Source organism: Gordonia pseudamarae (assembly GCF_025273675.1).
GTDB lineage: Bacteria > Actinomycetota > Actinomycetes > Mycobacteriales > Mycobacteriaceae > Gordonia > Gordonia pseudamarae.
The window spans coordinates 610,159-628,864 of sequence record NZ_CP045809.1; the positions used below are offsets into that span (position 1 = coordinate 610,159).

The 18,706-nt window shown below is 67.6% G+C and carries 14 protein-coding genes and 1 pseudogene; 13 read left to right on the plus strand and 2 right to left on the minus strand.

Going from position 1 to position 18,706, the window contains the following annotated elements:
* Window positions 1-33: 33 nt before the first annotated feature.
* From GII31_RS02605 to GII31_RS02645, 9 genes and pseudogenes are all read left to right on the plus strand, one after another.
* Window positions 34-987 (plus strand): annotated as a pseudogene (locus GII31_RS02605) (acyl-CoA dehydrogenase family protein); the annotation flags it as partial.
* 222 nt (window positions 988-1,209) lie between these two features.
* The gene (locus tag GII31_RS02610; protein WP_246222241.1) at window positions 1,210-2,403 is read left to right on the plus strand and encodes an acyl-CoA dehydrogenase family protein; all 1,194 of its coding nucleotides are present in this window, start codon (window positions 1,210-1,212) and stop codon (window positions 2,401-2,403) included.
* On the plus strand, window positions 2,400-3,455 hold the full coding sequence (locus tag GII31_RS02615; RefSeq protein ID WP_213246535.1) for a bifunctional MaoC family dehydratase N-terminal/OB-fold nucleic acid binding domain-containing protein: 1,056 nt from the start codon (window positions 2,400-2,402) through the stop codon (window positions 3,453-3,455). Before GII31_RS02610 ends, GII31_RS02615 begins: the two co-directional genes overlap by 4 nt.
* Window positions 3,452-3,898, plus strand: a complete 447-nt coding sequence (locus tag GII31_RS02620; RefSeq protein ID WP_246222073.1) for a MaoC family dehydratase — start codon at window positions 3,452-3,454, stop codon at window positions 3,896-3,898. The genes GII31_RS02615 and GII31_RS02620 overlap by 4 nt, the downstream gene beginning before the upstream one ends.
* The gene (locus tag GII31_RS02625) at window positions 3,895-5,070 is read left to right on the plus strand and encodes a lipid-transfer protein (protein WP_213246537.1); all 1,176 of its coding nucleotides are present in this window, start codon (window positions 3,895-3,897) and stop codon (window positions 5,068-5,070) included. Before GII31_RS02620 ends, GII31_RS02625 begins: the two co-directional genes overlap by 4 nt.
* Before the next feature lie 35 nt (window positions 5,071-5,105).
* Window positions 5,106-6,737, plus strand: coding sequence for an acyl-CoA synthetase (locus tag GII31_RS02630; RefSeq protein ID WP_213246539.1), 1,632 nt, complete (start codon window positions 5,106-5,108; stop codon window positions 6,735-6,737).
* 53 nt (window positions 6,738-6,790) lie between these two features.
* Window positions 6,791-8,479, plus strand: coding sequence for a class I adenylate-forming enzyme family protein (locus GII31_RS02635; RefSeq protein WP_213246541.1), 1,689 nt, complete (start codon window positions 6,791-6,793; stop codon window positions 8,477-8,479).
* A 93-nt stretch (window positions 8,480-8,572) separates the two neighbouring features.
* Window positions 8,573-9,817 (plus strand): CoA transferase, encoded by a 1,245-nt coding sequence (locus tag GII31_RS02640; RefSeq protein ID WP_213246543.1) that lies wholly within the window; start codon window positions 8,573-8,575, stop codon window positions 9,815-9,817.
* A complete protein-coding gene (locus tag GII31_RS02645; RefSeq protein ID WP_260840265.1) occupies window positions 9,817-11,160 on the plus strand; it encodes an amidohydrolase family protein in 1,344 nt (447 codons plus the stop codon). Before GII31_RS02640 ends, GII31_RS02645 begins: the two co-directional genes overlap by 1 nt.
* Window positions 11,161-11,193: 33 nt before the next feature.
* Here the strand turns inward: GII31_RS02645 and GII31_RS02650 are convergent, their stop codons facing one another.
* Window positions 11,194-12,030 (minus strand): alpha/beta fold hydrolase, encoded by an 837-nt coding sequence (locus GII31_RS02650; protein WP_260840266.1) that lies wholly within the window; start codon window positions 12,028-12,030, stop codon window positions 11,194-11,196.
* A complete protein-coding gene (locus tag GII31_RS02655) occupies window positions 12,030-13,736 on the minus strand; it encodes an AMP-binding protein (RefSeq protein WP_213246550.1) in 1,707 nt (568 codons plus the stop codon). Before GII31_RS02655 ends, GII31_RS02650 begins: the two co-directional genes overlap by 1 nt.
* A gap of 398 nt (window positions 13,737-14,134) precedes the next feature.
* Here GII31_RS02655 and GII31_RS02660 point away from each other — a divergent pair, with 398 nt between their 5' ends.
* The 4 genes from GII31_RS02660 to GII31_RS02675 all read left to right on the plus strand — a co-directional run bounded on the left by GII31_RS02660 (window position 14,135) and on the right by GII31_RS02675 (window position 18,701).
* The gene (locus GII31_RS02660; RefSeq protein ID WP_260840267.1) at window positions 14,135-15,367 is read left to right on the plus strand and encodes a cytochrome P450; all 1,233 of its coding nucleotides are present in this window, start codon (window positions 14,135-14,137) and stop codon (window positions 15,365-15,367) included.
* The gene (locus GII31_RS02665; protein WP_213246554.1) at window positions 15,364-16,209 is read left to right on the plus strand and encodes an enoyl-CoA hydratase-related protein; all 846 of its coding nucleotides are present in this window, start codon (window positions 15,364-15,366) and stop codon (window positions 16,207-16,209) included. The genes GII31_RS02660 and GII31_RS02665 overlap by 4 nt, the downstream gene beginning before the upstream one ends.
* 98 nt (window positions 16,210-16,307) lie before the next feature.
* Window positions 16,308-17,822 (plus strand): acyl-CoA carboxylase subunit beta, encoded by a 1,515-nt coding sequence (locus GII31_RS02670; protein WP_260840269.1) that lies wholly within the window; start codon window positions 16,308-16,310, stop codon window positions 17,820-17,822.
* A 15-nt stretch (window positions 17,823-17,837) separates the two neighbouring features.
* A complete protein-coding gene (locus GII31_RS02675; RefSeq protein WP_213246558.1) occupies window positions 17,838-18,701 on the plus strand; it encodes an MlaE family ABC transporter permease in 864 nt (287 codons plus the stop codon).
* The last annotated feature ends 5 nt before the right edge of the window (window positions 18,702-18,706 follow it).

Sequence of the window (18,706 nt, forward strand, 5' to 3'; positions counted from 1 at the left end):
ACCGCATGTGCGGTGCGCGATGTGGCGGCCGATGTGCTGTCACGGCACGAGGCCGAGTGGTCGGCCACATTCGGCAAACCGGCCTTCGGTGAACACGGCACCACGCACCCGGCCGACGATCACGACGCCAAGCTGTGGCAGGCACTGGTCGACGCCGGACTGCTCGCGCTCACGCTCCCGGAATCGGTCGGCGGTGACGATCTCGGCGTACTCGGCGTGGCGCCGCTGCTGTCCGGACTCGGTGCCGCCGCCGCGGTGACCCCGGCCGTCGGCGCGGTTGCGGCGGCACTCACCCTGCGTTCGGCCGACGCGGCCACCCGCGAACGCCTCGCCGCACCACTCACACGCGGTGCCTGGTACTCGGTGGCCGCCTCCGAGCCGGGTGACGCACTCACCGCGCGGCCCGCCACAAGGGTCGTCGACGGCACACTCACCGGCACGAAAACCGGTGTACTGCATGCCGACGGCGCTCACGCCTTCTTCGTCACCACCGCAGACGGCGTGGTCGTTGTGCCCCGCGACGCGACCGGTGTCGACGTGCGGCGCACCCCGTCGTCCAGCGGTGCGGGCGAATACACGGTCACCTTCACCGATGTCGCGGTTGCGGGCGGCGACGTCCTCGGCGTCGACTCGGCGGTGCTGCGCGATCACTACCGGCTGGCCCTGGCCCGCTACGCCGACGGACTCATCGACGGCGCCACCCGGCTGACCGCCGACCATGTATCCACGCGTGAACAGTTCGGCAAACCGATCGCATTGTTCCAGGCCGTTTCCCAGCAGCTGGCCGACATCTACGTCATCGGCCGGGGGATGCGACTGGCCACCACCGCCGCCGGATGGCGACTGTCCCAGGGGCTGGAGGCCGATCGCGATCTGACGATCGCCCTGTATTGGCTCGCCGCCGAGATTCCGGCCACCATGCGCACCATGACGCACCTGCACGGGGGTATCGGTGTCGATATCACCTATCCGCTGCACCGCTACTTCTCCGTCGCCAAGGATCTCGCGCGACTCGTCGGTGGGGCGTACGCGCGGTTGGACGAGTTGGCGTCGACCTCTCACGAGGTTTCGAGGCTCATCGCTCGCGCTCCGCACACCTCCACCGGCGAGGTAGCGGCTACGTCGGTTGAGGTGCGGGGTACGAGCCTCGAAACCTCGCACGCCGACAATGTCCATGCCGACAATGTCACCGCCCCCGAGGACACGACGATGTTCGTGGACCTCACCGCCGAACAGTACGCACTGCGCGACGAAATGCGTTCGTACTTCACCGGACTCGTATCATCCGAGGATGCTCGCGAGATGCTGGTGGACCGGCATGGCGCGGCCTACCGCAAGGTCATCAAGCGGATGGGCGACGACGGACGGCTCGGTGTGGGATGGCCGAAAGAGTATGGCGGCAAGGGGTTCGGTGAGATCGAGCAGCAGATCTTCACCAATGAAGCTGTGCGTGCCGATGTTCCGCTGCCGTCGGTGACACTGCAGACCGTCGGTCCGACTTTGCAGGCGCTGGGTACGGAGGAGCAGAAGAAGCGGTTCCTGCCCGCGATCCTGGCCGGTGAGGTGCATTTCGCGATCGGCTACACCGAACCCGGTGCGGGCACCGATCTGGCTTCGCTGGTCACCACCGCGGTGCGCGATGGCGATCACTACATCGTCAACGGGCAGAAGATCTTCACCACCGGAGGCCACGACGCCGACTACATCTGGCTGGCCTGCCGCACGGACCCGAATGGAGTCGGCCAGGACGGAGTCAAGCGCGATGTGCCCAAGCACAAGGGCATCACCATTCTGATCGTCGACACCAAGGATCCGGGTTTCAGCTGGACCCCGATCATCACCGCCGACGGCGCGCACCACGTCAACGCCACCTACTACAACGACGTCCGGGTTCCGGTGTCGATGCGCGTGGGCGACGAGGGCGGTGGCTGGCGCCTGATCACCACCCAGCTCAACCACGAACGCGTGATGCTCGGCCCGGCGGGCAAACTCGACGGTCTGGCCGAACACGTCCGCGATTGGGCCCGTGGCACCGGTCCCGACGGATCGGTGATCGGTGAACATACCGATGTACGACGAACACTCGCCCAGATCGACGCCTATGTGCGCATCAACGAACTGCTCAACTGGCAGGTCGCCGCAACGGGCGAGGCGATCTCGATGGCCGACGCCGCGGCCACCAAGGTGTTCTCCACCGAACGGCTGCAACTGGTCGGCCGGATGATCGACGAGATCGTCGGGCGCTTCGGTGATCTCGCCGACGAGGCGACCGCCGACCTGGTGAACTGGCTCGACGCCCAGCAGAAGCGCAATGCCGTCATCACCTTCGGCGGTGGGGTCAACGAAGTGATGCGGGACATGATCGCCACCGCCGGACTCGGACTGCCGCGAGCCAAACGATGAGCACCCATACGAGCGAGGACATCCTGCGCGCGGCAGCCGCTATCAAGGCCGCCGGACCGAGTACGCCTACCCCGGGCCGCGACCCGATCAACACCCCGATGATCAATAACTGGGTCGAGGTGATGGGCCAGACCAACCCCATCTACGTCGACGAGGAGGCGGCCCGGGCGGCCGGGCATCCGGGAATCGTCGCCCCACCGGCGATGTCGCAGGTGTGGACGATGCGCGGCCTGCACGGTGAGCGTGCCCCCGAGGACCCGTTCCGGCTGGCCACCGAGCTGTTCGACGCCGCCGGCTACACCTCGGTGGTGGCCACCAACTGCGACACCGTCTACCACCGGTACACACGGGTGGGTGAACAGGTCACGCTCAGCAGCGAACTCACCGACGTCGTCGGGCCCAAGAACACGGGTCTGGGAGAGGGCTGGTTCTTCACCACCCGCAACACCTGGCGGGTGGGTGAGGAGATCGTCGCCGAGATGGACTTCCGGATCCTCAAGTTCCGGCCGCGCGCCGACGTCCAGGAACCGACCGGTGTCTCCGGTCCGGTAGGGGGCGTCGCGGAGGTCCCGGAAGATCTTGATCCGGAAAAACTACTGCGCCCCAACGCGTCTCGCGACACCAAGTTCTTTTGGGACGGGGTGGCCGCGCATGAGCTCCGCATCCAGCAGATTGAGGACGGCACGCTGCGCCATCCGCCGGTGCCCGCGATCTGGAAGGCGCGTGCCGACGACGGCACCGTGCCCGAGACCGACTACGTGGTGGCGGCGGGTACCGGAACCGTGTACAGCTACGTGGTACATCACGCACCCAAGGTGCCCGGCCGCTCACTGCCGTTCGTGGTGGCGCTCGTCGAACTCGACGAAGGTGTGCGGATGCTCGGCGAGCTGAGAGGGGCCGACCCCGCCGCGGTGCGCATCGGTATGCCGGTCGAGGTGATGTTCCTCGACTTCGCCGCGGCCGGCGACAAGCCGGCGTGGACGCTGTACGCATGGCGCCCCTCGACCGCTTCAGGAGCGGGCGAAACTTCGGGAGAGGACGCGAACCGATGACCGCGGTGACATCGGCAACCATCGAGGCGGGAACGGTGTTGCCGCCGTTGATCATCGAGGCAACACCCACCTTCGTCGTGGCCTCCGCCCTGGCCACCCGCGACTTCCAGGACGTACACCACGATCGGGATCTGGCGCAGCGCAAGGGCTCTGAGGACATCTTCGTCAACATCCTGACCGACACCGGACTGGTCGAACGGTTTGTCACCGACTGGGCCGGACCGTCGGCGCGTATCACCTCCATCAGGCTCAAGCTCGGCGTGCCGTGGTACGCCTACGATGCGGTGACGTTCACCGGTGAGGTCACCGAGGTGGCCGGCGACGGCACGGTCACCGTCTCGGTGGTGGGTGCCAACAAGCTGGGCAAGCACGTGATCTCCACCGTCACCGTCACATTCCCGGCCGCTGCGCCCGCCGGAGATACACCGGGGGAGTCGGCATGACGGGAACACTGTCCGGTGCCGCGGCGATCGCGGGCATCGGCGCCACCGAATTCTCCAAGGACTCCGGCCGCAGCGAACTGCGCCTGGCCGCCGAAGCGGTTACCGCCGCCGTCGCCGACGCCGGACTCACCCCGGCCGACGTGGACGGCCTGGTCAGCTTCACCATGGACACCAACGCCGAGATCGCGGTGGCCCGTGCCGCCGGTATCGGAGACCTGACCTACTTCTCCCGTATCCACTACGGTGGCGGCGCGGCCTGTTCGACCGTGCAGCAGGCGGCGATGGCGGTGGCCACGGGAGTCGCCGATGTCGTCGTCGCCTACCGGGCGTTCAACGAACGTTCGGGCCGTAGGTTCGGGCAGGTCGACAGTTCCGTGGCCAACCAGGAGAACTCCTCGGGTACCGACAACGCCTTCTCCTATCCACACGGACTGTCCACGCCGGCGGCCTTCGTCGCGATGATCGCACAGCGGTATATGCACGAATACGGCGCCGTGAGTGCCGATTTCGGACGGATAGCGGTCACCGCGCGCACACACGCGGCCAACAATCCGAATGCCTTCTTCTACGGCAAGCCGATCACCCTCGACGACCACCAGTCCTCCCGGTACATCGCCGAGCCGCTGCACCTGCTGGACTGCTGCCAGGAATCGGACGGCGGTGTGGCGATCGTCGTCGTATCCGCCGAACGCGCCAAGGACCTGCCGCACAAGCCGGTCACGATCGCCGCCGCCGCCTCAGGCAGCGCCGACAACCAGTTCATCATGACCAGCTACTACCGCGAACAGCTCGCCGCCCTGCCGGAGATGGGGCTCGTGGGCGATCAACTGTGGCGGCAGTCCGGGCTTGGCCCGTCCGACATGGATGCGGCGATCCTGTACGACCACTTCACCCCGTACACCCTGCTGCAGCTCGAGGAACTCGGGTTCTGCGGGCGCGGTGAGGCAAAGGATTTCGTGCGACAACCCGGTGCGCTGGAGGTGGGCGGGACGCTGCCGCTGAACACGCACGGCGGGCAACTCGGCGAGGCCTACATCCACGGTATGAACGGCATCGCCGAGGCGGTCCGCCAGATCCGCGGCACCTCGGTCAATCAGGTGCCCGAGGCGTCCAAGGTCGTAGTCACCGCCGGAACCGGAGTCCCCACCAGCGGGCTTGTCCTCACCGGGTGAGGTGTTGGTAGTTTTCCGAGCATGAGGAGATAGCAATGCAGTTCAATCTTGCCGACGTATTCGAGACCGTCGCCGACGCCGTGCCCGAGCGCATCGCGCTCAGCTACGAGGGCCGGCAGGTGAGTTACGCCGAACTCGACAGCGAGGCCAATCAGGTGGCACACCTGCTGGCGGCCAACGGGATCGGTGCGGGCGACAAGGTCGCACTGTTTCTCAAGAACAGTGTCGAACACGTCACCGGTCTGCTGGGTCTGATCAAGATCCGCGCCGTGCCGGTGAACATCAACTACCGGTACACGAACGCCGAGCTGCACTACATCTTCGACAACTCCGACTCGGTGGGCATCGCCGTCGAACTTCCCGAACATCAGCGCAGCGTCGCCGACCTGCTGCCGACGCTGCCGCAGGTGCGGGCGGTGTTCGTGATCGGCGAGGTGACCGACGAACTGCGGGCGGCCGTGGCGGCGCTCCCGGACGGCCGGCAGGTGGCGATCGCCACGTTCGCGGCCGCACAAGCACTGCCGACGGCAAGGGATTTCGAGCCACGAACCGGCGACGAGCTGTATCTGCTGTACACCGGCGGCACCACCGGATACCCCAAGGGCGTCATGTGGCGGCACGACGACTTCTTTCGCAAACCGCTCTCCGGCGGCAATCCGTACGGCGAGGACCGTCAGGATCTCGACGAGATCGCGGCAGCGGTCAAGGATTTCCCGTCGATGGCGTTCATGCTCGCGGCACCGTTGATGCACGGCGCGGCCTCGTATTCGCTGTTCACCTTCTTCACCCTCGGCGGCCGGCTGGTCATCATGCGCGACTTCGATCCGGCGAAGATGGTCACCTGCATCGCGGACGAGCAGGTGCAACTGGTACTGATCGTCGGCGACGCCATGGGTATGCCGCTGGTGGAAGAGCTCGAACGCCGCAAGGGCGAGGTGGATCTGTCGTCGCTGTTCTCCATCACCTCCGGCGGTGCGATCTGGTCGCAGCATGTGCGCAACCGGATGCTCGCGGTCAAACCCGATCTGCTGCTCCGGGATAATTTCGGTGCCTCCGAATCCGGCAACGACGGCGAGATCACGATGGACGACGAGGGCAACCTGAAGGTGCCGCCGACCGACCGGATGATGGTGGTCGACGAACACCTGAATCCGATCGAGCCGGGCTCGGGGGAACTGGGTTACATCGCGCGGATCGGAAACGTTCCGCTCGGCTACTACAAGGACCCGGAGAAGTCCGCCAAGACGTTCCCGACGCTGCCGGACGGCCGTCGCGTGTCGATCCTCGGCGACATGGCCACCATCGAGGCCGACGGCACCATCGTGTTCCTGGGTCGCGGCTCGCAGTGCATCAACACCGGCGGCGAGAAGGTGTTCGCCGAGGAGGTGGAGGCCGTGCTGCACGCCCATCCGGCGATCGCCGATGCCCTCGTGGTCCCGGTCCCCGACGCCAAGTACGGTCAGGGGGTCGCCGCCGTCGCCGAGATCGCGGAAGGCTTCGCCGTACCCACCGAGGAAGAACTGCAGGAGCACGTGCGGGCCTCGCTGGCCGGCTACAAGGTGCCGCGGACCATCGTGTTTGTCGACGAGGTCCGCCGCACCCCCGCGGGCAAGGCCGACTACCGCTGGGCCAAACAGACCGCGGAGTCCCGGAGCGCAGCGGTGTAGCCCCATCGAGAGTGCTACCGTAGGACCAACGGTAGCTATGGGGTGCTGATGCCATGACGATCTTCACCGGCGGTTTCGCCGACGACCCGCGACTGGCGGAACTGTTCGCCGAGGGTGGGCCCTTCGAGACCGGCGAAACGCTCGTCGACGGCCATCCGGTGCGCACGTACCTCCACGGCCCCCGCACGCTCGCCGACATCTTCGCCCAGTCCGCCGGTCACGGCGACCTGGTGTCGATGGTGTATCGCGAGCAGCGGCTCACCTTCGCCGACATCCGGGCGCAGGCGCTGTCCCTGGCGCACTCCTTCCGGTCCGATTTCGGTGTGGCGCCGGGCGATCGGGTGATGATCGCGATGCGAAACCTGCCCCAGTTCGCCGTCGCGTTCTGGGCGTCGGTGGCCTGCGGGGCGATTGCCGTACCGGTCAACGCCTGGTGGCAGGGGCCGGAACTGGCCGCGGCCGTCGACGAGTCGCAACCGAAGGTGATCGTCGCCGACGCCGAACGCGCCGACCGGCTGCGGCAATCCGGCTGTGCGGTGACTCTCATCGGTGTCGGTACCCCCGATGGCGCGGTCCGCTACGATGACTGCGCATTCGGCGCGCACACCTCGGCCGGCGACCTGGCGGTCCGCCAGCCCGACGATCCGGTCGCGATCCTGTACACCTCGGGCACCACCGGCCGCCCGAAGGGCGTGGTCATCACCCACCGCGGCATCACCCACAACGTGATGAACATGGCGCTGATGATGCGTCGTGGCATGGTGATCGCATCGACCCCGCCCGCGGTGCAGCAGCGGCAGAGCGCGGGACTGCTCGGTACCCACCTGTTCCATATCGGCGGTATCGCGGCGATCGTCAACTCCGCGCTGACCGGCGCCAAGATCGTGATGCTGCACCGGTGGGACGTCGACGACGTGCTGCGGCTGGGCAGGGAAGAACAGGTCACCGGCCTGGGCGGCGTGCCGACGATGGTCCGGAAGATGCTCGCGCACCCCGACATCGGAGATTTCGCGGGCCAGGTACTGAGCTTCCAGATGGGCGCGGCGAGCGTACCGCCCGACATCCCGATCCGTGCCCGCGAGGTGCTCGGGGACAACCTGCTCATCGTCAACGGCTACGGGGCCACCGAGACCACCTCGGCGATGGCCACCAATGTGGGCGACGAATACGCCGCGCATCCCTCCAGCGTCGGAAAGCTCAACCCCACAGCGGATCTGCGCATCGTCACCGACGGCCGCAACCTGGGTACCGGCCAACTGGGCGAGCTGTGGTTCCGGTCCCCGCAGACAGCCCGCGGCTACTGGAACAACCCCGGGGCCACCGCCGAATCGTTCGTCGACGGCTGGTGGCGCACCGGTGACGTCGGCTACATCGACGACGACGGCTTCATCTACGTCGTCGACCGCATCAAGGACGTGATCATCCGCGGCGGCGAGAACGTGTACTGCGTCGAGATCGAGTCGGTACTGGTCGAGCATCCCGCCGTGGTCGACGTGGCCGTGGTGGCGGTGCCCGACGAGTCGCTCGGCGAGAAGGTGTGCGCCGTCGTCATCCCCGAGCCCGGCCACGAACCGACCCTGACGGACCTGCGCGACTTCGCGGCCGGCCGGCTCGCCTACTTCAAACTCCCCGAACTCCTCGTCCTCGCCGACGACGTCCCCCGCACCGCCACCGGCAAGATCGCCAAACGCCGACTCCGCGACCGGATCGGTACCGACCCGGCGGCCGTGATCGGCGAGTAGGGGAGGCGTTCTGGCCGGCCGGACGACTGCCTGAGAGCATGGATCGGGTGGCAGACGTCGTCGGGTGGCAGGCGTCGAGGTGAAGGGGCTGTGATGGGTGAGAGCGCCGACAGCGCCCGGCAACGGGACTGGGCACGCAGCGGGGTCACCGCGCTGACCGGGCATGCGGCCGCGCCGATGGTTCCACCCGGACGGGGAGCCTCGTGGGCGCGGGAGTGCGCCGATGCCCTGCGGCGGGCGTCCGGAGGGGCGATAGACGTCGACGGTGCGGCGCTGTTGGGTGAACGGGCGGCATTCACCGGAATGCGGCGGTCGGGCCGCACGGCGCCCGGCGGGCATACCCGGTTGCTGCCGACATCCGACGGCTGGGCGGTTCTGTCGTGTTCGCGCCCCGACGATCCGGTCCTGTACGGCGCCCTGATCTCCGACGACATGACCATCGATGATCCATGGCCACAACTCGAACGCTGGCTGGCCACCCGCACCGGAGCCGAACTCGACGAGCGCGCCGAACTTCTCGGCCTCGCCGCACATTCGGTGACGCCACCGCCACGGTCCGCCCGCTCGCCGGCCGGGGTACCCGGGGGAGTCTCGAAACCCGATGACGCGACAGGGCCGTTTCACGCCGGGATATCCCGGGCGACGAGATCGCCGCGCGGCCTGCGGGTGGTGGATTTCAGCGCGCTGTGGGCGGGACCGCTGTGCGCGCACCTGCTGGGACTCGGGGGCGCCGAGATCATCAAGGTGGAGACCACCACCCGGCCCGACGGTGCGCGGCGCGGCAACCAGGACTTCTACCATCTGCTCCATGGCGGCCATCGCAGCGTGACCTTCGACCCGGCCGACCGGCGTCGGCTCGGTGAGCTGGTGGCCTCGGCCGACATCGTAATCGAGGCATCGCGGCCGAGGGCGTTGCGCGGCTTCGGGATCGACGCCCACGAGATTGCCGCGGCGGGGGCCTCGTGGGTGTCGATCACCGCATTCGGCCGCGACAGCATCCGGATCGGTTTCGGCGACGACGTCGCGGCGGCGGCGGGCCTGGTGGCCCTCGACGGCGCCGGTGACCCCGTATTCTGCGGCGATGCGATCGCCGATCCGCTCACCGGTCTCACCGCCGCCGTGCTGGCCCTCGGTGAACCCGGTGTGGTGCATGATGTTTCGATGGCACAGGTGGTGGCATCGACCCTGACCGGCGAGCCGTCGGCGGCCTGCGGGCGATCCGGCGACCGATGGGCCACACCCGCCGGTCACCATGTGGCCGCGCCGACCGCCCGTGCGGTCCGGGCGGTCGCGCCGGCATCCGGTGCCGATACCGACGTGGTGTTCGGGGAGCTGTGATGCTGCTGACGAATGTGGTGGTCGATGGTGCGCCGACCCGTATCCGTCTGGCGGGAAGCATTATCGATGGAACAGGCCCGGATCTCGAACGCAGGGCGGGGGAGCGGGTCGTCGACTGCGCCGGCGGTACCGCCGAACCCGGCTACACCGATCATCACCTTCATCTGCACGCCCTCGCGGCGGTGCGGCGCTCGGTGAGGTGCGGACCACCACAGATCGTCGACGGCGGTGCGCTCGCGACCGCGCTGGCCACCGCGGCCGCCGACGACAATGGCTGGGTCCGGGGTGTCGGATACGCCGAAACCGTTGCCGGTGATCTGGATTCGGATGCGCTGGACCTGATGTGCGCGGACCGTCCGATACGCATCTGTCATCGCAGCGGCGCGATGTGGATGGTCAACGGAATCGGTGCCCGGCTGCTCGGCCTGGACACCGCAGATCACCCGGGCATCGAACGCGGGCCCGACGGCACCGCCACCGGCCGCATCTTCCGCGCCGATGACTGGCTGCGGGAACGGCTTCCGACCAACCGCTTCCCCGACCTCGCCGCGGTGGGAGCCGAGTTGCTCTCACTCGGCATCACCTCGGTCACCGACGCCACCCCCGATCTCGACGCCGCCGCTCTCGCTCACCTCCGGTCGTCGGTGGCCTGCGGTGCGCTCGCGCAACGCGTTCAGCTGCTCGGGGTTCGGCTGGGCCACGACGTCACCGAACCGCGGATCTCGACGGGACCGTACAAGATCGTCGTCGCCGACTCGGGCCTGCCCGATCTCGACGACCTGACCGCACGCATCCGCGCCGCACACGATGTGGGCCGGTCCGTCGCCGTACACTGCGTCACCCGTGAAGCCCTGATTCTCACCCTCGTGGCCCTCGCCGACGCCGGACCCACCGGACACGACCGCATCGAGCACGCCGCGATCGTCCCCCCGGACCTGATCGACGAGCTGGTCAGACTCCGCGTCACGGTGGTGACGCAGCCCGGGTTCCTCGCCGACCGTGGCCACGACTACCTGCGCGAGGTCGACCCGGCCGACCATGACAACCTCTACCGCTGTGCCAGCCTCATCGACGCCGGGGTACCGGTGGCCCTGTCGAGCGACGCCCCGTACGGCCCGCTCGACCCGGCCGAGATCATCGACGCCGCGGTGACCCGCCGGGTTCCCGGCGGCCGGATCGCCGGTCCGTCGGAGCGGGTGACCGCGGCGGATGCGGCCGGTCGGCTCCGGACCCCGGCACGCGGATCACCGGCCCGCCTCGTCCGAGGCGCTCCGGCCGACCTCGTCATCCGGGATTCGTCGGGCCTCACACACGCGGTGATCGCCGGGGAGATGGTCCGGTGACCATGTGGCACATGCGGTGGCCGCCCTGAAATGTCAGCCGCGCACCCGGTCCAGAACGGCGTCGGCGACCTCGTCGGGCCGGGACTCGGGGAGCCAATGGTTGGCGCCGGTGATGATGCGGAACTCGTAGGGGGCCTGCACGCTGCGACCGGTGCGTTGTGCACCGAAACGGCTGAGGGCGAAATCGCCGTCGCTCCACACGTGGGTGGTGGGCACGGTGATCATGCCCGGCGTCCTGTCGGAGCGGGACCAGAACGGCAGGCCCCGGTACCAGTTGAGCGCACCGGTGATCGCGCCGGAGGCGATGATGTCGTCGTAGAGTCGGTCGGCGTACTCCGGTGGCAGGCCGACCCGCGCCCGGGCCTTCGGGGACCGGAAGACCTTGCCGAGAAGCAGCTCGGGAACCTTGGGCAACTGGAACACCGCCATGTACCAGCTGCGCAGCAACTGGCCGCGTGGCATGGCCGCGCGGTAGGCCGCCGGATGCGGTACCGACAGCGTGGTCAGCGTGCTGATCCGTTCGGGATGCCTGGCGGCCACACCCCAGGCCAGCATCGAGCCCCAGTCGTGCCCGACGAGGTGGACGGGACCATTGCCGAGGGCGTCGAACAGGGCGAGTACGTCACCGATGAGCAGACCGAGCGCGTAGTCGCGGCGCCGGGCGGGCCGGGCGCGCGGTGAGTAGCCGCGCAGATCCGGTGCGAGCGTGCGGTAACCCTGCTCGTGCAACCGTGGTGTCACCAGATCCCAGCCGCTCGCGCGCTGCGGAAAGCCGTGCAGCAGCACGATCGGGGGACCGTCGATCGGCCCGGCGTCGATGACGTCGAAAACGTAGTCGCCGTTACGGTATTCGGTGATACGTCCGGACATCACGCCACCGGTGCCCCGGACGGTTCCGGGATCCCGGAAGACTCGGGGACACCGGAAGACCCGGGGACACCGGAAGAACTGGGGACACCGGAAGAACCGGCGGCGGCCCTGGCCCAGCGATAGTCGCCCTTGCCGTTGCCCAGACGGCGGACCTCGTCGACGACGATCACCGCTTTCGGAATCTTGTACCCGGCCAGTTTCTGGCGGCAGTGCCGCTGCAACTCGCCCGATTCGACGGCCGCGACCAGGTCGTCGTCGCCGGCGGCCACCGCCACCACCTCCGAACCCCAACGTTCGCTGGGGCGGCCGACGACCAGCACGTCGGTGATGTGCGGGAAGGTGCGCAGCACCTCCTCGACCTCCTCGGCGAAGACCTTCTCGCCGCCGGTGTTGATGACCAGCGAATCGCGTCCGCGCAGCAGCAGCTTTCCGTCGGCGGAGATCCGGCCGCGATCGCCGGACTGTACGACGCGCACCCCGTCGACGGTGAGGAAGGTGCGTTCGGTGGCCTCGGGGTCCTTGAAGTAGCCCAACGGCATCCGGCCCTGACGGACCACCCAGCCGTCCTCGTCGGCGCCCGCTTCGAGGAAGCCGTCGAGGTTCTCCGATGCGATGCGGGTATCGGCGTGCGGGGTGAAGCCCACGATGGTGTCGGTGGCGTCGTCCTCGCTCGCGCCGAATGCGACGTTGCCGGTTTCGGTGGAGCCGTAGCCGTTCACCAGGATCACCCCGGGCAGCAACTCGCGCAGGGTCTTCTGGTGTTCGACGTTGAGCGGGGCACCGCCGCTGGCGACCGAGAAGAGTGTGGAGACGTCGTATCGGCCGCTGCGGATGCCGTCGATGAGGCCCACCGCGTAGGCGTCGCCGACCATCGTCATCAGGCCGACCTTCTCGCGCTCGATGGTGGCGAGCACCCGGTGCGGATCAAACTTGGTGCGGTCGTACAGAACGGCGGTCTGGCCGTTGAGGATGCCGGCGAATGCGGTGAGCAGACCCGCCGCGTGCATGAGCGGGGACACCGCGAACCAGGGTGCGCCCGAGTACTGGACCTTGTGGTGGATCTCGTCGACGTGCTCGTGCACGCCGCCGTTCATCGACACCACATACTGGTCGCCCTGGCGCCACAGCACGCCCTTGGGCCGGCCGGTGGTGCCGCCGGTACACATCATCACCACATCGTCGGGGGTGGACCGAGGCAATTCGCCGGCCCACGATCTGCCCTGTGCCAGCGCGTCATCGAGGTCGATCGCACCTTCTACCGGGGTGGCGTCATCGATGCCGTCGGGCACCGAGACGATCAGTTCGACGCACTCGGGCAGTGCGTCGGCGAATGTGGCCAGCAGTGATCGATGGCCGATCACACCGCGCGGCCCGACATAGTCGAGGAGTTCACGGATCTCGGCGGGCGTGTAGTGATAGTTGACGTTGACCGGTATCACCCGCGCCTTGGAACACGCGATGAAGGCGTCGGGGTACAGGTCGTTGTGCATGATGAGTGCGACCCGGTCCTGCCCGCATTCCCACGGCCGCAGTTCCGGGCGTTCGGTGTGGGTGCCGAAACCCTTGCCGGCCAGGAACTTCGCGAGTGCGGTGGTGCGTTCGGCGGCCTCACGATAGGTACTGCGCCGCTCACCGCAGATGGTCATCAACCGGTCGGGGACGGCGTCGGCGATGGCATCGATGACGGTACCTACGGTCCATTCCATGTGGTGCACGCTCCGGGAGGTGGCGCGACGACGGGCCGGCCATCGCTGTGATGCCAGTCATACTAGCGGCCCGGCAACCCCTGTCAAGGAGCTTACTGTAAATACCACGGTAGCAGCGGCCCGTCGGTCGCCGGCGGCCTCTGCCCGGACCCCCTTCGTGGATCAGCCGCACCATCCGTGGAAAGCTCCGCTCGAACGTCGGTGTCTCCCCGGGATCGGTCCGGTGCGCGGGATCGTCGACCCCCCGAGCCTGCGCCGAGAGTGGGGTCCAAGGAATGTAACCATTCCCGTAAGCCTTGCGGTAAGTTCATCGGTGAGCGTAGATTGCACGCGACGGTTCAGCCCCGACAGCCCCCATGTCCGACGACGGTGCGCGGCACCTGGCGAAAGGCAGCTTGATGACCACAGCAGAGGCGGTACCCGCAGGGGTACTGGCAATTCCGGCAGCATACAAAGACCCCGAGGCCCTGCATGCGGCACTGGCCGCCGCCCGCCGGGACGACCCGGTCTCGTACGTCGATGTGGAGGGTTACACCCCGTTCTGGGCGGTCACCAAGTACGCGGACATCATCAAGGTCGAACGCGCGGCCAAGACGTTCACCAACTCGCCGCGGCCGGTGCTGATGACCACCGAGCAGGACAAGCTGCAGCAGCAGGTCGGCATCGACACGCTCATCCACATGGACGGTGCCAAGCACCGGCAGTACCGGGCGATCGGTGTCAACTGGTTCAAGCCGAGCGCCCTGGCCGCCCTGCAGACCCGTGTCGATACCCTCGCCAAGCGGTTCGTGGACAAGCTGGCCGCGGCCGGTGGTGAATGCGACTTCGTGCAGACGGTCGGCGTCGACTACCCGCTGTACGTGATCATGTCGCTGCTCGGCATCCCCGAAGACGACTTCGCGTTCATGCTCAAGCTGACGCAGGAGCTCGTCGGCAACGACGACCCGGAACTGCAGCGCGGCACCACCGACGAAGAGAACATGATGGCGATGCTGGAGATGTTCGCCTACTTCCAGAAGCTCACCGAGGACCGCCGCGCCAACCCCACCGACGACCTCGCCTCGGCCATCGCCAACGCCACCGTCGACGGCGCGCCGCTCGACGACATCCAGACGGTCTCGTACTACGCGATCGTCGCGACCGCCGGCCACGACACCACCAGCAGCTCCATCACCGGTGGTCTGCAGGCGCTGATCGAGCATCCCGACCAGTTGGCCACGTTGCGCGACAACCCGGATCTCATGCCGACCGCGGTGGAGGAGATGATCCGCTGGGTCACCCCGGTCAAGGAGTTCATGCGCACGGCCGCCGAGGACACCGAACTGTGCGGCAAGCAGATCAAGGCCGGTGACGCGGTGCTGCTGTCGTACGCCTCGGCCAACCGCGACGAGGATGCCTTCGACGACCCGTTCGCCTTCGACATCGAGCGCGAACCCAACAAGCATCTGGCGTTCGGCCACGGGCTGCACTTCTGCCTCGGTGCTCCACTGGCCCGGATGGAGATCGGCGCGTTCTTCAAGGAACTACTCTCGCGCCTGGACCACATCGAGCTGGCCGGGGAGCCGCAGTTGACGGCCACCACCTTCGTCGGCGGTCTCAAGCACCTCCCGATCCGGTACTCGCTGCGATGACCGTACCCGCGCATGGCGAACCTGCCGTCGGATACGAACTCCGCGACAACGGCGTCGCGGTGCTCACCCTCAACAGGCCGGAACGGCTCAACGCGTGGGGTATGGACATCGCCGTCCCGTTCTACGAACTGATCGATCGCGCCGACGCCGACGAGGCGGTGCGCGTGATCGTGGTGACCGGCGCCGGCCGCGGCTTCTGCGCCGGTGCCGACCTGTCCGGCGGCGGCGCCACCAGCACCGAATCGCTCGGTGACGATCTGGGCAATACCGATGAGAACGCACTGGGTGCGATTCTCGGGGAGCGTCAGCCCTACACACTGACCGCGTTGCGCAAACCGGTCATCGCCGCCATCAACGGTGCGTGCATCGGATTCGGTTTCACCCTCGCGCTGATGTGCGACGTCCGGTTCGCCGGTGCGGGCGCGAAGTTCGGCGCCACCTTCGTCCGGCTGGGTCTGGTCGCCGAGCAGGGAATCTCGTGGATCCTGCCCCGGGTGGTGGGCGCCGCGCCCGCCGCCGACCTGCTGCTCAGCGGCCGCAAGTTCGATGCCGCCGAGGCTTCGCGACTGGGTCTGGTCAAAGAGGTCGTCGACGACGAGGACCTGCTGGCCCGGGCCATCGACTACGCCGACGAACTGGCGACCCGGTGCTCACCGTGGGCGCTGGCGCAGATCAAAGGTCAGCTCTACGATGAGTCCGATCGCGCCAACGTCGCCGCCACGACGGCGAAATCAGTGGAACTGATGAATCTTTCGATCAAGCAACCGGATGTCATCGAAGGCATCACCAGCTTCTTCGAGAAGCGGAATCCGCAATTTCCGCCCCTGACAGCGGATGACTGAAGGACAATGTTCCCGGCGCTGATGCCGGAACTCTAAATGTCTGATTTATCGCAGTAAAGGCCGAATCCGGCATCAACAGCTACATACACGGAGGCCCGATGACCTCGACGCAGGCAGGAGCCTGGGACGAAACCCTGGACGATCTGGACACGCGCCGCAAACGCTCCTATGCGATGGGCGGCGCCGAACGGGTGGCCAAGCACCGCGCCAAGGGCAAGCTCGACGCGCGGGCGCGCATTCGCGCGCTGCTCGATCCCGGCAGCTTTCAGGAATTCGGCACCCTCGTGGGCGGTGAGATCGCGGCCGACGCGATCGTCACCGGCACCGGCGAGATCAACGGCACGCCGGTGGTGGTCGGGGCCGAGGACTTCACCACTTTCGCCGGCACCATCGCCCCGGGCAGCAACGCCAAACGCTACCGCGTGGCCGAGCTCGCGCTGCGCAACCGCATCCCCATGGTGATGCTGCTCGAAGGCGCGGGCTTCCGGCCCACCGGCGATCACTACGGCCGCACCCCCACCGACCTGTTGATGCAGGCCCAGTGCTCGGGCAAGGTGCCGATCGTGACCGCGGTACTCGGGCCGTCGGCCGGGCACGGCGCGCTCGTCGCCCCCGTCTCCGACTTCCGTGTGATGAGCGAGCAGGGATCGATCTTCACCGCCGGACCGCCCGTGGTGCGCGCGTCCACGGGTGAGGACATCGCCAAGGAAGACCTCGGCGGACCGACCGTGGCCATCCCCAGCGGCGTGATCCATAACCACTACGCCGACGACCTGACATGCCTGAGTGAGGTGCGCCGCTACCTGTCGTACTTCCCGCCGAGCGCCTGGTCGTACCCGATGCCGCGGCCCGACGACCCCGATGACCCGGAGGTGACCGGACCGCGCGACTCGTCGGAACTGCTCGAGGTGGTCTCGCGCGACAACCGCCGCGTCTACGACATGCACGACGTCCTCGACATCGTTCTCGACACCGACGACTGGATGGAGATCCAGCCCACGTTCGGGCAGGCCGTGATCTGTGCCATGGGCCATCTCGGCGGGCATCCGGTGGCCGTGGTGGCCAATCAGCCCCAGGTGCTGGCCGGATCCATCGACGCCGCCGCCGCGAACAAGGCCGCGCACTTCATCCAGGTGGCCGACTCGTTCCATCTGCCGCTGATCTTCCTCGCCGACAACCCCGGCATGCTGCCCGGCAGCAAGTCCGAGCGCGAGGGCGTGTTGCTGGCGGGCGGCAAGATGTTCGCCGCGCAGACCACCGCCACCACCCTGAAACTGCACCTCACCCTCCGAAAGGCATACGGGTTCGGGTCGATGGTCATGTCCTTGCTCGGATTCGACAACCAGGTGGCCGCCTTCGCCTATCCTGGGGCGACAATGGGCGCAATGGGGGCGGGGGCGTTGAGTTCGGCCTCCGGCGCCGATGCCGATATGGCAAAGCAGTTGCGCGACATGGAACTCGCCGCGTCATACTACTCCGCGGAGATGATGGGATTCGATGAACTGATCGATCCGCGCGAAACGCGCAACCAACTGTTGTTCGCGCTGCGGCGCGGCCTGTACTCTCGTCAGGCCACGCCCGAACCGGTGCAGCGCACCGCGATCATGCCCTGATAGGACCCCCCAACGATGACCGCTCGCCCCGTCCTGCCCGGCACCACGCGGCTGCCGCGCCTGCGCCGCAGGCTCGGGCAGGCAGGTGCGAGCTGGGAGAAACTCGGCGAACAGGCGCTGTACTACTTCGTCTCCATCGCCAGTATCCCCAAGGCCGTCAAGGACTACCGGCGCGAAGTGCTTCGGGTGATCGCCGAGATCACCATGGGTACAGGCGCGTTGGCCGTGATCGGCGGTACGGTGGTGGTCGTCGGATTTCTGACCCTGTTCACCGGTGGCACCATCGCGGTGCAGGGCTACAGTTCGCTGGCCAATATCGGTGTGGAGGCGCTGACCGGCTTCTTCTCCGCCTACATCAACGTGCGTATCGCCATTCCGGTGATCTCCGGGATCGCGCTCGCCGCCACGGTCGGAGCGGGCACGACCGCCCAGCTCGGCGCTATGCGGGTGTCCGAGGAGATCGACGCCCTGGAGACCATGGCCATCCCGGCGATCCCGTATCTGGTGGGTACCCGCATCCTGGCCGGTCTGACGGCGATCATCCCGCTCTACGCGCTCGCGACGGTGGCGGCGTTCTTCTCCAGCAGATTCGCCACCGTCTACATCTACGGTCAGTCCTCCGGCGTGTACGATCACTACTTCACCACCTTTCTGGCGCCGAGTGACCTACTATGGTCGTTCGTGCAGGCCATCGCGATGGCCGTGGCGGTCATGCTGATCCACACCTACCACGGCTACAACGCGGCCGGGGGGCCGGTGGGAGTCGGTGTGGCCGTGGGCAACGCGGTGCGTGCGTCGCTGGTGGCGGTCGTCCTGATCACTCTGCTGATGTCGCTCGCCATCTATGGCATCGACGGCAAGTTCAACCTTTCGGGCTAGGGGAT